Source organism: Streptomyces sp. NPDC127114, assembly GCF_042677525.1.
In the GTDB taxonomy this organism is placed as follows: Bacteria; Actinomycetota; Actinomycetes; order Streptomycetales; family Streptomycetaceae; genus Streptomyces.
Genome location: NZ_JBHXTJ010000063.1, coordinates 22,494 through 34,956 on the forward strand (window position 1 = coordinate 22,494; position 12,463 = coordinate 34,956).

12 protein-coding genes are annotated in these 12,463 nt (G+C 69.5%); 5 read left to right on the top strand and 7 right to left on the bottom strand.

Annotated elements, in window-relative coordinates:
- Positions 1-74 precede the first annotated feature (74 nt).
- The 6 genes from ACFVGS_RS35180 to ACFVGS_RS35205 form a co-directional block, all read right to left on the bottom strand.
- Entirely contained in the window at positions 75-2,744 is a 2,670-nt protein-coding gene (locus ACFVGS_RS35180) for an N-acetylmuramoyl-L-alanine amidase (protein ID WP_385696315.1), read from the bottom strand.
- A gap of 204 nt (positions 2,745-2,948) precedes the next feature.
- Complete coding sequence (gene tuf / locus ACFVGS_RS35185; protein ID WP_128985141.1) at positions 2,949-4,142, bottom strand: elongation factor Tu; 1,194 nt, start codon at positions 4,140-4,142, stop codon at positions 2,949-2,951.
- 161 nt (positions 4,143-4,303) lie between these two features.
- Entirely contained in the window at positions 4,304-6,430 is a 2,127-nt protein-coding gene (gene fusA, locus ACFVGS_RS35190) for an elongation factor G (protein ID WP_384421329.1), read from the bottom strand.
- A 39-nt stretch (positions 6,431-6,469) separates the two neighbouring features.
- Complete coding sequence (gene rpsG / locus ACFVGS_RS35195; protein WP_128985143.1) at positions 6,470-6,940, bottom strand: 30S ribosomal protein S7; 471 nt, start codon at positions 6,938-6,940, stop codon at positions 6,470-6,472.
- Between the two features lie 2 nt (positions 6,941-6,942).
- A complete protein-coding gene (gene rpsL, locus ACFVGS_RS35200; protein WP_003948652.1) occupies positions 6,943-7,314 on the bottom strand; it encodes a 30S ribosomal protein S12 in 372 nt (123 codons plus the stop codon).
- Between the two features lie 388 nt (positions 7,315-7,702).
- Positions 7,703-8,155: a helix-turn-helix domain-containing protein gene (locus ACFVGS_RS35205; protein ID WP_384421327.1), complete on the bottom strand. Its 453-nt coding sequence runs from the start codon at positions 8,153-8,155 to the stop codon at positions 7,703-7,705.
- Positions 8,156-8,399: 244 nt separating this feature from the next.
- On the opposite strand from ACFVGS_RS35205, the gene ACFVGS_RS35210 reads away from it, so the two are divergent.
- The 3 genes from ACFVGS_RS35210 (at position 8,400) to ACFVGS_RS35220 (ending at position 9,794) form a co-directional block, all read left to right on the top strand.
- Positions 8,400-8,741: a WhiB family transcriptional regulator gene (locus ACFVGS_RS35210; protein ID WP_385696319.1), complete on the top strand. Its 342-nt coding sequence runs from the start codon at positions 8,400-8,402 to the stop codon at positions 8,739-8,741.
- A gap of 139 nt (positions 8,742-8,880) precedes the next feature.
- Positions 8,881-9,585, top strand: a complete 705-nt coding sequence (locus ACFVGS_RS35215; RefSeq protein WP_384421373.1) for a hypothetical protein — start codon at positions 8,881-8,883, stop codon at positions 9,583-9,585.
- The gene (locus tag ACFVGS_RS35220; RefSeq protein ID WP_384421324.1) at positions 9,579-9,794 is read left to right on the top strand and encodes a hypothetical protein; all 216 of its coding nucleotides are present in this window, start codon (positions 9,579-9,581) and stop codon (positions 9,792-9,794) included. Before ACFVGS_RS35215 ends, ACFVGS_RS35220 begins: the two co-directional genes overlap by 7 nt.
- A 96-nt stretch (positions 9,795-9,890) precedes the next feature.
- Here the strand turns inward: ACFVGS_RS35220 and ACFVGS_RS35225 are convergent, their stop codons facing one another.
- On the bottom strand, positions 9,891-10,727 hold the full coding sequence (locus ACFVGS_RS35225; RefSeq protein ID WP_384421322.1) for a hypothetical protein: 837 nt from the start codon (positions 10,725-10,727) through the stop codon (positions 9,891-9,893).
- Between the two features lie 322 nt (positions 10,728-11,049).
- Between ACFVGS_RS35225 and ACFVGS_RS35230 the strand changes: the two genes are divergently transcribed.
- Together ACFVGS_RS35230 and ACFVGS_RS35235 are read left to right on the top strand one after the other, a co-directional pair.
- Positions 11,050-11,457 (top strand): hypothetical protein, encoded by a 408-nt coding sequence (locus ACFVGS_RS35230; RefSeq protein ID WP_384421321.1) that lies wholly within the window; start codon positions 11,050-11,052, stop codon positions 11,455-11,457.
- 226 nt (positions 11,458-11,683) lie between these two features.
- Positions 11,684-12,295: a phage tail protein gene (locus ACFVGS_RS35235; RefSeq protein WP_384421319.1), complete on the top strand. Its 612-nt coding sequence runs from the start codon at positions 11,684-11,686 to the stop codon at positions 12,293-12,295.
- Positions 12,296-12,463 lie beyond the last annotated feature (168 nt).

Here is a 12,463-nt window from a genome sequence, read left to right on the forward strand (position 1 = left end):
GCGGCGGCTCCCGCACGCGGAAGGGCCCGCCTCCCGGAACGGGAAGCGGGCCCTCAAGTCGGCCTGGAATCAGGTCACTTGATGAAGTAGCCGGTGATGTCGGCGATCAGGTCGACCGAACCGGACTTGTTGTAGAAGTTGACCTTGCCGTCCGCGCCGACCGGCACGATCACCAGGTTCGGGATCGTCTGGCCCGCGACGAAGTTCAGGTTCGACGCGCTCGTCCGGGTCTCGCCCGACGGGTACACGGAGACGAAGCTGCCCGCCGTCGGAGCGGTCGCCGTCACGTTGAGCACCACGGCCTTCACGCCGGTCGCCGGAACGCCCTGGGCGCCGGCCACCTGGAGCGACACGACACCGCCGGGGCCGACCTTGGCCTTCGGCACGCCGAGACCGGCGCGGGTGTCCATCATCCGCAGCGGACCCAGGTTGACGTGCGAGGCGCCCGCCGGGTCGGTCGAGAAGTAGCCGGTGATGTCGGCGATCAGGTCGACCGAGCCCGCACGGTTGTAGAAGCTGACCTTGCCGTCGGCGCCGACCGGCACGATCACCAGGTTCGGGATCGTCTGGCCCGCGACGAAGTTCAGGTTCGACGCGCTCGTCCGGGTCGTCCCCGCCGGGTACACGGACACGAAGCTCGCCGCGGTCGGAGCGGTCGCCGTCACGTTGAGCACGACCGCGGTGACGCCGGTCGCCGGGACGCCCTGGGCGCCGGTGACCTGGAGGTCGACGACCGCGCCGGGGCCGACCTTGGCCTGCGGCACGCCGAGACCGGCGCGGGTGTCCATCATGCGCAGCGGACCCAGGTTGCTGTGGGTCGAACCGCTCGCGTCCTTGACGTAGTAGCCGGTGATGTCGGCGATCAGGTCGACGGAGCCGTTGCGGTTGTAGAAGCGCACCTTGCCGTCGACGACCGGGACCGTCACCAGGTTCGGGATGGTCGTGCCGGCCGTGAAGTTGAGGTTGGACGCGCTCGTCCGGTCGGTGCCGTTCGGGTAGACCGAGACGAAGCTGGCGTCGGTCGGGTTGGTCGCGGTGACGTTGAGGACGACCGCGCCCACGCCCGTGGCGGGGATGCCGTTCGCGCCGGTGACCTGGAGGACGACCTCCTGGCCTGCGCCGACCTTGGCCTTCGGCACGCCGAGGCCCGCGCGGGTGTCCATCAGACGGGTCGGGGTGACCGGCTGGAAGGTCTTCGGGCCGGGGACGGTGACCGTGATCTGCGGCGCGGACGTCACCTTGCCGGAGGTGTGCGTGGCGCGGACCGTGATGGTGTGGGCGCCGTAGCTGCCGAGAACGGTGGACCAGGAGCGGGTGGCGCCGCCGGTGGTGACGGCGGTCTGGCCGTCGACCAGGACCTCGAACTTGTGGATGAAGGTGTTCGGCGTGCTGGTCGTCCAGGTCACGCTCACCGGGCCGGGCGTCTCGTAACCCGTGCCGGCGCGGGTCGCGCCGCCGCCCACCGAGCTGATGCCGAGGCCGCTGACGGAGCCGGTGGCGTAGCTGCGGATGGTGGACAGCTGCGGGTAGAGGCCGTCACCGGGGCACTGGGTGTTGTAGCCGTTGCGGTGGCCGGAGACGGCGTCGAACTCGTACGTCTGGCCCTGGGTGAACGACTGCCGGAAGTAGTTGTTCTGCGTGGCGCCGGCGGTCAGCGTGGCCTTGCCGGCCGGGTTCACCCCGTACTGGCCGAGCTTGTACGCGATGACCTTGGAGGCCGAGGCGAGCGCGGCGTCCGAGGCCGGCGAGGACGCGGTGGTGTGGTCGCCGAGGATCGCGACGCTGGTCGACTCGCTGTTCCAGCCGTACGTGTGCGCGCCGAGGACCGGCTGGTCGATGCCGCCCTGGCGGCCCTCGAAGATCTTGCCGCACTTGTCGACGAGGAAGTTGTAGCCGAGGTCGCGCCAGCCGTTGGTCTTCACGTGGTAGACGTGCAGCGACCGGACGACGGCGTCGGACTCGGCGCAGTCGTACGTGATGTCCGGGGTGTGGTGCACGAACGCGGCCTTGATCTTGCCACCGGGCAGGTAGATCGGGCCCTCGTTGTTCAGGGACTCGTCCGCGCCCCACTCGGCGCGGGTGACGATCGTGGGCTGCGGCGCGGTGGACGCCGGTCCGGGCGTGGTCGGCGGGAGGTCCGCCGAGAAAGCGGCCGGCTCGGCGTCGAAGCCTCCGTCGTTCGCGTCGCCCGTCGACTCCTTCTTCGGGTCGACCAGGTCGACCCGGAGCCCGTCCGGCAGCTCGTTGTTGGCGGTGCCGTCGCTGACCCGGACCTCGACGCCGTTGGCGGAGCCGACCCAGACGGGCTCGGTGGAGCCGCGGGCACCGGCGCGCTTGCCGTCGAGGAAGGCCGGGTAGGGCTCGAGGTTCCGCCACTCGCCCCAGGTGCCGTCGGCGGCGCTGCGCGCGCGGACCTGGATGGTGCCCTTGATCTTCGCCGCGGGGTCCGTCCAGGACACACCCATCAGGTCGAAGGGCTCGGTGGTGGTCTTGGTGAGCGTCGCCTCGCCGTGACCGCGGTCGGTCAGCGGAAGCTTCTGGACCTCGCTCTTGATGGGGCCTTCGCCCTTGGTGGCGGCGTTCTGCGCGCGGGTCGCGTTCCCGTCGGCGTCCACCGGCGTACCCACACCGGCGCCCGCGACGCTCTGGATGCCCAGAACCGCGGCGGCGGCCAGTGCGGCGCCCAGTGCCGTACGGCGTACTCGTCTGCCCGTTGTGCGACGCGCTCGACGTCCCGATTTCAAGTTGTCTCCACCCCTGATTGGTCATGACACGCCTGACCGGCGGCATGCTACGGGACGCCTGTTCGACTCCCGCACAGGGGGGTGGGGTATGCGCGGGGCAGCGGCGGCGGACACAGCAGAAGGCCCCGCACCACCGAAGTGGTGCGGGGCCCTCTCAAGCAGCTCCAGGAGCTACCAGGTCAAACCACCGAAGTTCGCGAGAACTTACTTGGTGATCTTGACGACCTGGCCGGCGCCGACGGTCCGGCCACCCTCACGGATGGCGAACTTGAGGCCCTCCTCCATGGCGACGGGCTGGATCAACTCGACGGACATGGAGGTGTTGTCGCCCGGCATGACCATCTCGGTGCCCTCGGGGAGGGTCACGACGCCGGTCACGTCCGTGGTACGGAAGTAGAACTGCGGGCGGTAGTTGTTGAAGAACGGGGTGTGACGGCCACCCTCGTCCTTCGACAGGATGTAGGCCTGGGCCTCGAAGCTGGTGTGCGGCGTGACCGAACCCGGCTTGATGATGACCTGGCCGCGCTCGACGTCCTCGCGCTTGATGCCACGGAGGAGCAGACCGACGTTCTCACCGGCCTGGCCCTCGTCGAGCAGCTTGCGGAACATCTCGATGCCGGTGACCGTGGTGGTGGTCTTCTCGGTCTTGATGCCGATGATGTCGACGGTCTCGTTGACCTTGAGGACACCACGCTCGATACGACCGGTGACGACGGTGCCACGACCGGTGATCGTGAAGACGTCCTCGATCGGCATCAGGAACGGCTTGTCGACGTCACGCTCGGGCTGCGGGATGGACTCGTCCACGGCCTTCATGAGGCCGAGGAGCTTCTCGCCCCACTCCTTGTCGCCCTCGAGCGCCTTGAGCGCCGAGACGCGGACGACCGGCAGGTCGTCGCCCGGGAACTCGTACTCGGTGAGGAGCTCACGGACCTCGAGCTCGACGAGCTCCAGGATCTCCTCGTCGTCCACCATGTCGGCCTTGTTCAGGGCGACGACGATGTACGGAACGCCGACCTGGCGGGCCAGGAGCACGTGCTCCTTGGTCTGCGGCATCGGGCCGTCGGTGGCGGCGACCACGAGGATGGCGCCGTCCATCTGCGCCGCACCCGTGATCATGTTCTTGATGTAGTCCGCGTGACCGGGGCAGTCGACGTGGGCGTAGTGACGCGACTCGGTCTGGTACTCGACGTGCGCGATGGAGATGGTGATACCGCGCTGGCGCTCCTCAGGAGCCTTGTCGATCTGGTCGAAGGCCGAGGCCTCGTTCAGGTCCGGGTACGCGTCGTGCAGCACCTTGGTAATGGCGGCCGTGAGGGTCGTCTTACCGTGGTCGATGTGACCGATGGTGCCGATGTTGACGTGCGGCTTAGTCCGCTCGAACTTCGCCTTCGCCACTGGGGTCCTCCTGTGGAGTGGTTCTGTACGCCTTACTCATCGGCGCCAGGGTGATCTTTGCTGGGGTGCCGCCCGCCGGGGTTCTTTCCCTTGTCGGGTCCGACCCCGGCGGTCGGTGTCAAGCCTAAGGCGTGGGAACGCAGTGCGTTAAACGCGGTGCGTTACTCGCCCTTGGCCTTCGCGATGATCTCCTCGGCGACGTTCCGCGGAACCTCGGCGTAGGAGTCGAACTGCATCGAGTAGCTTGCGCGACCCGAGGTCTTGCTGCGGAGGTCGCCGACGTAGCCGAACATCTCCGACAGGGGCACGAGGCCCTTCACGATGCGGGCACCGTGACGCTCCTCCATGGCCTGGATCTGGCCACGGCGGGAGTTGATGTCGCCGATGACCTCGCCCATGTAGTCCTCGGGCGTGGTGACCTCGACGGCCATCATCGGCTCAAGGAGCACGGGGGAAGCCTTGCGCGCGGCCTCCTTGAAGGCCTGCGAACCGGCGATCTTGAACGCGAGCTCGGAGGAGTCGACCTCGTGGTACGCACCGTCGTGCAGGATCACGCGGACGCCGGTCATCTCGTAACCGGCGAGGATGCCGAACTGCATGGCCTCCTGCGCGCCGGCGTCGACCGAAGGGATGTACTCCTTCGGGATGCGGCCACCGGTGACCTTGTTCACGAACTCGTACGAGGTCTCGCCGCCCTCGATCGGCTCGATGCCGATCTGGACCTTGGCGAACTGACCCGTACCACCGGTCTGCTTCTTGTGCGTGTAGTCCACGCGCTCGACGGCCTTGCGGATCGTCTCGCGGTAGGCCACCTGCGGCTTGCCGACGTTGGCCTCGACCTTGAACTCACGGCGCATGCGGTCGACCAGCACCTCGAGGTGCAGCTCGCCCATACCGCCGATGATGGTCTGGCCGGTCTCCTCGTCCGAGTGGACCTGGAAGGAGGGGTCCTCCTCCGCGAGACGCTGGATGGCGACACCCAGCTTCTCCTGGTCACCCTTGGACTTGGGCTCGATGGCGACCTGGATGACCGGCGCCGGGAAGTCCATGGACTCCAGGATGACCGGGTTCTTGTCGTCACAGAGCGTCTCACCGGTGGTGGTCTGCTTGAGACCCATCACGGCGATGATGTCGCCGGCGCCCACCGAGTCGATCTCCTCACGCTTGTTCGCGTGCATGCGGTAGATCTTGCCGATGCGCTCCTTCTTGCCCTTCACGGAGTTCAGGACAGAAGAACCGGAGTCCAGGCGACCGGAGTACACGCGGACGAAGGTGAGCTTGCCGAGGTGCGGGTCGCTCATGATCTTGAACGCGAGGGCCGACAGCGGCTCGTCGTCGGACGGCTTGCGCTTGACGACCTCCTCCGGGTCGTTGACGGCGTGGCCCTCGATGGCCTCGACGTCAAGCGGGGAGGGGAGGTAGCGCACGACCGCGTCGAGCAGGGGCTGAACACCCTTGTTCTTGAACGCGGTACCGCAGAACACCGGGGTGACCGTGGTGTCCTTGGACTTGCCGGACGCGATGGTGATGCGACGGATGGCGGCGTACAGCTGCTCCTCGGAGGGCTCTTCGCCCTCGAGGTACAGCTCCATGATCGCCTCGTCGTTCTCGGCCACGGCCTCGAGCAGCTTGCCGCGGTACTCCTCGGCGAGCTCGGTGTGGGTGTCCGGGATGTCGACGACGTCGTACATCTCGCCCTTGGTGGCCTCGGCGGACCAGACGAGGGCCTTCATGCGGACCAGGTCGATGACGCCCTGGAAGTCGGCCTCGGCACCGATCGGGAGCTGCATCACGATCGGCTGGGCGCCGAGGCGGTCCTCGATCATGCCGACGCAGCGGAAGAACTCGGCACCGGTGCGGTCGAGCTTGTTGACGAAGCAGATGCGCGGAACGCCGTAGCGGTCCGCCTGACGCCAGACGGTCTCGGACTGCGGCTCGACGCCGGCCACGCCGTCGAACACCGTGACAGCACCGTCGAGCACGCGCAGCGAACGCTCCACCTCGACGGTGAAGTCGACGTGACCCGGCGTGTCGATGATGTTGATCGTGTGATCGACGTCCTCGAGCGGCCAGTGGCAGGTCGTCGCGGCGGACGTGATGGTGATGCCGCGCTCCTGCTCCTGCTCCATCCAGTCCATCGTGGCAGCGCCGTCGTGGACCTCACCGATCTTGTACGAGACACCGGTGTAGAACAGGATCCGCTCGGTGGTGGTCGTCTTGCCCGCGTCGATGTGGGCCATGATGCCGATGTTGCGCACCTTGGCCAGGTCAAGCGAAGTGGTAGCCATAAGGCTTCAGTCTTCTCTCGGTCTCGATGTGGGTTGCGACTACCAGCGGTAGTGCGCGAAGGCCTTGTTGGACTCGGCCATCTTGTGCGTGTCCTCGCGCTTCTTGACCGAAGCACCGAGGCCGTTCGAGGCGTCGAGGAGCTCGTTCATGAGGCGCTCGGTCATGGTCTTCTCGCGACGGGCGCGGGAGTAACCGACCAGCCAGCGCAGCGCGAGGGTGGAGGCGCGACCGGGCTTGACCTCGATCGGCACCTGGTAGGTGGCGCCACCGACACGGCGGGACTTGACCTCGAGGGACGGCTTGACGTTCTCGAGGGCGCGCTTCAGCGTGACGACCGGGTCAGCACCGGTCTTCTCGCGGAGGCCCTCCATGGCGCCGTAGACGATGCGCTCGGCGGTGGAACGCTTGCCGTCCAGCAGGATCTTGTTGATCAGCGAGGTGACAAGAGGAGAGTTGTAGACCGGGTCGATGATGACCGGGCGCTTCGGGGCGGGGCCCTTACGAGGCATTCTTACTTCTCCTTCTTGGCGCCGTAGCGGCTGCGAGCCTGCTTACGGTTCTTGACGCCCTGCGTGTCGAGGGAACCGCGGATGATCTTGTAACGAACACCCGGCAGGTCCTTCACACGGCCACCACGCACGAGCACGATGGAGTGCTCCTGCAGGTTGTGGCCCTCACCCGGGATGTAGGCCGTGACCTCGATACCGCTGGTCAGACGCACACGCGCGACCTTACGGAGGGCCGAGTTCGGCTTCTTCGGGGTGGTCGTGAACACACGCGTGCAGACGCCACGGCGCTGAGGGGAACCCTCGAGTGCGGGCGTCTTGTTCTTCTCGACCTTGTCCTGCCGGCCCTTGCGGACCAGCTGCTGGATCGTAGGCACTACTTCTCCGGTTTCTGTGTGCCGTTCGGTACAACTAACCTGGAACGTCGCCGACCCACGCGGTCGGGTGTGTCGAATCGCGCGGACCTCCGCCGGTGGCGGAAACGGGCGCTGATTGCGGTGGCCGGTCTCGGATCCGACGTGCGGTTGAGGACACGCACACGGCTCCGGGCACACCCCAGGCACAAGGCATGAGCGTACCTATCGCATGCACTCCGGTCAAAACAAATGCCCACGCGCAGAGCGCCCGGCCGACGTGGGAGAACACGCCGGCGACGGGCGCGCGGAGGCCGGGGGCTCGCGGCTCGACGCCGAGGCACCCCGGGTCCGCGGCCCGGCCCGGGCATCCGCCCGGGGCCGGCGTGGAGTGCGGGGGTCGGGCGCGAGGTCAGTCCTGGGCGGCGCGGCGGGACTCGCCCGCGGGCCGCTGTTCGCCGGCCTCCGCCTCCGGGTGATCCAGGAACTGGTTGACGACCTTGACGAAGACGTCCATCCGTTCGTCGGGGACGCCGAGCCAGCGCGCGAAGTCCTCCATGGTGGGCTGCCAGTCGCCCGGCGGCAGCAGGTCCGCCGCGACCGGCAGTTCCTCCGGGGTCACGCGCCCGGACCGGATCAGCATGTCGCGGACGGAGACCCCGAGAAGTGGCGCGATCCTGCGCATGGTCTCCAGGTCGGGCATGCTCTGCCGCTGCAGCAGCCGGGTGACCGCCGCGCGGTGCACGCCGGCCTCGTCGGCGATCCGGGACTTTCCGCCACCGCGGGGGCTGTCGATGTCGTAGCCGCGCGCTCGCATCAGGCCCTCGACCCATCCCGCGAACTCGTCGAGCCCTTGAGTGCTCATGTGTACCGCTCTCCCTTTTACTCCCCCACCCTTCGGGCCCCTTACTTTAGCGTGCTTGCGCGCACAGAATTACGTGCTTTCGTGCACGCAACCGTGTCGAATCGGTGAAGAGGGCTTCACGAAGCTAGTTGCGAGCTCGCACGCAACATGTCTATGTTGCTGAGCGCCGCACTCGTCGGCCTCACGAGTCCCAGGGACCCCACAGGTCCCAGGGGCAGCGGGGCCCGGAACGTGGAGACCCACCTTGCACCAGCCCGACACCAACCCATGGCAGGCCGCCGCCGCGTGCGCCGGCCTCTCCCCGTCCGTCGTCTTCTCCCGCCGCGGCAAGGAGGCGGCCCCGGCGCTGCGCGCCTGCGCCGTCTGCCCCGTCAGCCGGGAGTGCGAGGCGGCGGTCGCTCCCGCCGAGAGCTGGTTCGACGGCGTCTGCGCGGGCCGCCTGTGGCGCAACGGCCGCCCGGTGAAGCCGCGCCGACGCAGGGGCCAGGCGGCCGCCGACGAGCTCGCGGCGGCACTGGACGCGGCGGGAGCGACGCTGGAGCCGGCCGCGCCGACGCCGGTCCTCGCCGGGAGCACCCGTGGCTGAGCGCACGCCGCGACCGGGCGGGACCACCACCGCCGCCACCGTCGCCTCCGCCGCCCCCGCCTCTGCCGCTGCCCCTGCCTCTGTTTCCGCGTCCACCGCTGCCGCCGGCCCCGACCGCGGTCACGTCGCCGACGAGCGGGTGCTGCGCGACGTCGTGCTGTGGGCCGCCTCCCTCGTACGACAGTTCCCGGAGCTCGCCGAGGAGCTGGCGCCCGGCCGCACGGCGCCCGCGGGGTCCGCGCCGCGGGCGCCGCACCCGGGCCGGGACGAGCTGATCCGTGCCGAGCGGCGCGAGGCCCTGCTGCTCGAACAGCGGCACGGCCTGGCGGTGCCCGGACACGGCGCGGCGCCGATCCGGCTGCACATCTCCGACGCGATCCGCGACATCACCGACGGCGTGGTGGAGCTGGAGGAGGCGGTCTGCGCGCGGCTCGGGCTGCCGCGCCCGCGCCGCGCCGGGGTCGTGGAACGGCTGCGCCGGGTCGTCGGGCTGCTCGACGAGATCGCCGGCCACCCGGTGCTCGCCCGGCACGTGCGGGACGAGATCCGCCGCATGGCGCGCCGCTGCGCCCGCACGCTGGGCGAGGCGGAGACGGTCGTCCGGGTCTCGGGGCGCTGCCCGTGGTGCGACTCCGTGTCGCTGCGGGCCTTCCCGGACCGGCGGGCGGTGCTGTGCGTCAATCCGGCGTGCGTGTGCACGGACGAGGCGTGCGGCTGCCAGGACGACCCGTCCTACCGGCACCTGTGGCCGGAGGAGGAGTGGACGGAGCTCGCGGACGCGTCGGGGGCGCGCACGGAGGAGATCGAAGCCGCGATGGACGACACGAAGGAGACCTCATGCTGAGCTCGACGGCCCTGCCGCTGTCCCTGCCGGCGCTGATCCCGGGCCCGCTCGCCGCCGAGGAGGCGGGAGTCGCCCCGGCGACGATCCGCAAGTGGGTCCAGCTGGGCCACCTGCGCGCGGCCGGCAAGGCGGGCCGGGCGCAGCTGTTCCGCCTGGAGGACGTCTTCGCGGCGGAGCGCGCGGCGCGGCGGAAGCCCCGTACCGCCTGAGCTCACCCCCCCCGTACGTACACAAGCGCCCCGTGTCTCGCATGAGACACGGGGCGCTTCGTCATGCCCACGGGGCGTCGTGCGGAAAGTCGGTCGTCATGCCCGCAGGAAGTCGTGCAGGGAGTCGGTCATGGCCTCGACGAAGCGCTCGCGGACCGGCTCGGGCACGCGGTCCAGCGACAGGTACGGGTTGAGGTCCTCCAGCTCGACGAGGAGCAGTCCGCCCTCGCGGGTGCGGCAGGCGTCGACGCGCTGGATGCCGTGGTCGAGGGTGTTCCAGTCGACGAAGCGGCGGGCGAAGGCGAGGTCGGCCTCGGCGGGCTCGTACGGCTCCAGGACCCAGCGGCGCTCGGGGTCGGGGGCGTACAGGGCGTACTGGAAGCGGTCGTCGACGAAGTAGAAGGACACCTCGTACCGGAAGTCGACGCGCGGCTGGACGAGGACGTCGCCGTACGAGAGCTCAGCCAGGCGCTCGTACGGCACGAACTCCAGGCCTATGGAGTCGGCGCCGGCCTTGGGCTTGACGGCGTACGCCGCGGCGGCGGGGAGCCGGTCGAGGTGCTCGGGGCGGTCGACGGTGGGGATGACGGGGAGTCCGGCGGCGGTGAGGTCGAGCAGGTACTGCTTGCCGGCCATGTCGCCGCGGCCGTGCAGCGGGTTGTAGACGCGGGTGCCGAGGGCGCGGGCCCGGGCGCGGAAGGCGTCGTAGGTCTCCTGGTAGTGGAGGACGGGGCCGCTGTTGCGGACGACGACGGCGTCGAAGCCGTCCATGAGGGCGGCGGCGTCGCGCGGGTGGCACAGGGCGAGGTCGAAGGCCCCGCGCAGCCGGGCGGTGAGGTCGATGTCCTCGTCGCAGTAGCGGCGTCCGCGGGCCGGGTAGGCGAGGTCGGTGACGTAGAGGAGACGGGGTCGGGCGTCGGGGACGGCGGTCACGGGCGGCTCCTCATCGGGTTTCGGGAGCCCCAACCTATCTGGCCGCGACCGGCATCGAAACCCCGTTTCCGCAGGTCAGACCACGCGTCACGCCTCCACGGACGACGGATTCCGAAATCGGTCACCGAACTAGTTGCGTGCGCGCACGCTCGTCTGTCACAGTTGGTGCAGCGGCGGAGCTGTGCCCGCGAGACGGGCCGCAGGCTCCGCCGTACGCCGTCCGGGAGCGCTCCGCGCCCCCGCCCCCTTCCCCGCGTCGAGCGCCCCGGGCGGCCCCCCGCACCACCCGTCCCGCGCTCCCCTTCCACCGAGGAGAACCGTCATGACCACTCCCCCGAGTGCGTTCCCGGACGTCGAGAAGCTGGTCGTCGACGTCCTCAAGGCCGACCCGGCGCTCGCCGGCGTCACGATCGCCGCCCAGGCACCGGCCGGCTTCGACGGCACCCAGAAGGCCGTCCTGGTCAACCGCCGCGGCGGCGCCTGGATCGGCGACCTGCACGTCGACAAGCCGCTGATCGAGTTCGAGGTGTACGGGCCGAGCAAGACCGAGGCCCACGTCATCGCGAACGCGGCCCGGCGGGCGCTGCTCGCCACCATCGGCAAGCAGCTCGGCGCGAACTTCGTCGCCGACGTCGAAGAGCAGGACGGGCCCCGCTGGCTGCCCGACTACCTCTACCGCGGCGCCAACCGCTACCTCTGCGTCATCCAGCTCTCGCTGAACGTCTTCTAGACCTCCAGCGCCCCGGCGGTCCGCCCCGTGCCCCACGGCGGCTCCGCCGAAGACGCTCGCCCCGGAGCGCCCCGGCCATCCCTCGGGCACTCCCCGGCGCCCCCCGGCGCCCCCACAGACCAGGCCTCGCCGGCCCATCCGGCGGGGCCTTTGCCGTACCCGGAGCCGGAACAGTCCGGTCCCGGGGCGGTGCCCTCACCCCCTCTCATCAAGGAGAAACCCCACCATGGCTGGAAACAACTCTGCCGAAATCCGCGTCGCAGGCGTCGGCAAGCTCTACGTCGCCGATGCCGGCACCTCCCTCCCGGCCACCTTCGGCACGGACTCCGCCGCCGACTGGTCCGGCGCGGGCTGGAAGGACCTCGGCTTCACCTCCGGCGACGGCGTCACGTTCTCGAAGAAGGACAAGCTGGAGGCCATCGACTCGTGGCAGTCGGTCTCCCCGGTCCACTACATCTACTCGGCCCGTGACCTGTCGCTGAAGTTCTCGCTGCTGCAGTTCAACGAGGACACGCTGCCGTTCTTCATGGGCGGCGACGCCGTGAAGGCCGAGCCGACCCCGGCCGTCGACACCTACCGGTACGAGATCGCCGAGCGTCCGTTCGCGGACGTGCGCGCCCTCGGCCTGGAGTTCACCGACGTCAAGGCCGGTGGCACCACCGCGGTGAAGTACCGCTTCATCATCCCGCGCGGCCAGGTCACCGCCACGGACGACATCAAGCTGGCCCGCAAGGCCGCCTCCCAGCTCGGCATCACCTTCTCGGCGATGTCGAAGGGCGACGGCAAGCCGCTGGCGACCTTCCTCATGAAGGACAGCCAGTACTCCGCGACCGTCTGATGACGGTCTGAGGACCCACCGGTCCTCTCTCCACCCGGGGCGGGGGGGGGGCCCCCCCCCCCCCCCCCCCCCCCCCCACCCCCCCCCCCCCCCCCCCCCCCCAACCACCCGCAAAAACACGACCGGAAAAAAAAAAAAAAACAACACCACAAAACAAAAAAAAAAAGC

Bases quoted from the DNA above. Each gene is read 5' to 3' on its own strand.
- fusA (WP_384421329.1), bottom strand. From the start codon at position 6,430: ATGGCTACCACTTCGCTTGACCTGGCCAAGGTGCGCAACATCGGCATC.
- rpsG (WP_128985143.1), bottom strand. From the start codon at position 6,940: ATGCCTCGTAAGGGCCCCGCCCCGAAGCGCCCGGTCATCATCGACCCG.
- ACFVGS_RS35205 (WP_384421327.1), bottom strand. From the start codon at position 8,155: ATGAGCACTCAAGGGCTCGACGAGTTCGCGGGATGGGTCGAGGGCCTG.
- ACFVGS_RS35220 (WP_384421324.1), top strand. From the start codon at position 9,579: ATGCTGAGCTCGACGGCCCTGCCGCTGTCCCTGCCGGCGCTGATCCCG.
- ACFVGS_RS35230 (WP_384421321.1), top strand. From the start codon at position 11,050: ATGACCACTCCCCCGAGTGCGTTCCCGGACGTCGAGAAGCTGGTCGTC.
- ACFVGS_RS35235 (WP_384421319.1), top strand. From the start codon at position 11,684: ATGGCTGGAAACAACTCTGCCGAAATCCGCGTCGCAGGCGTCGGCAAG.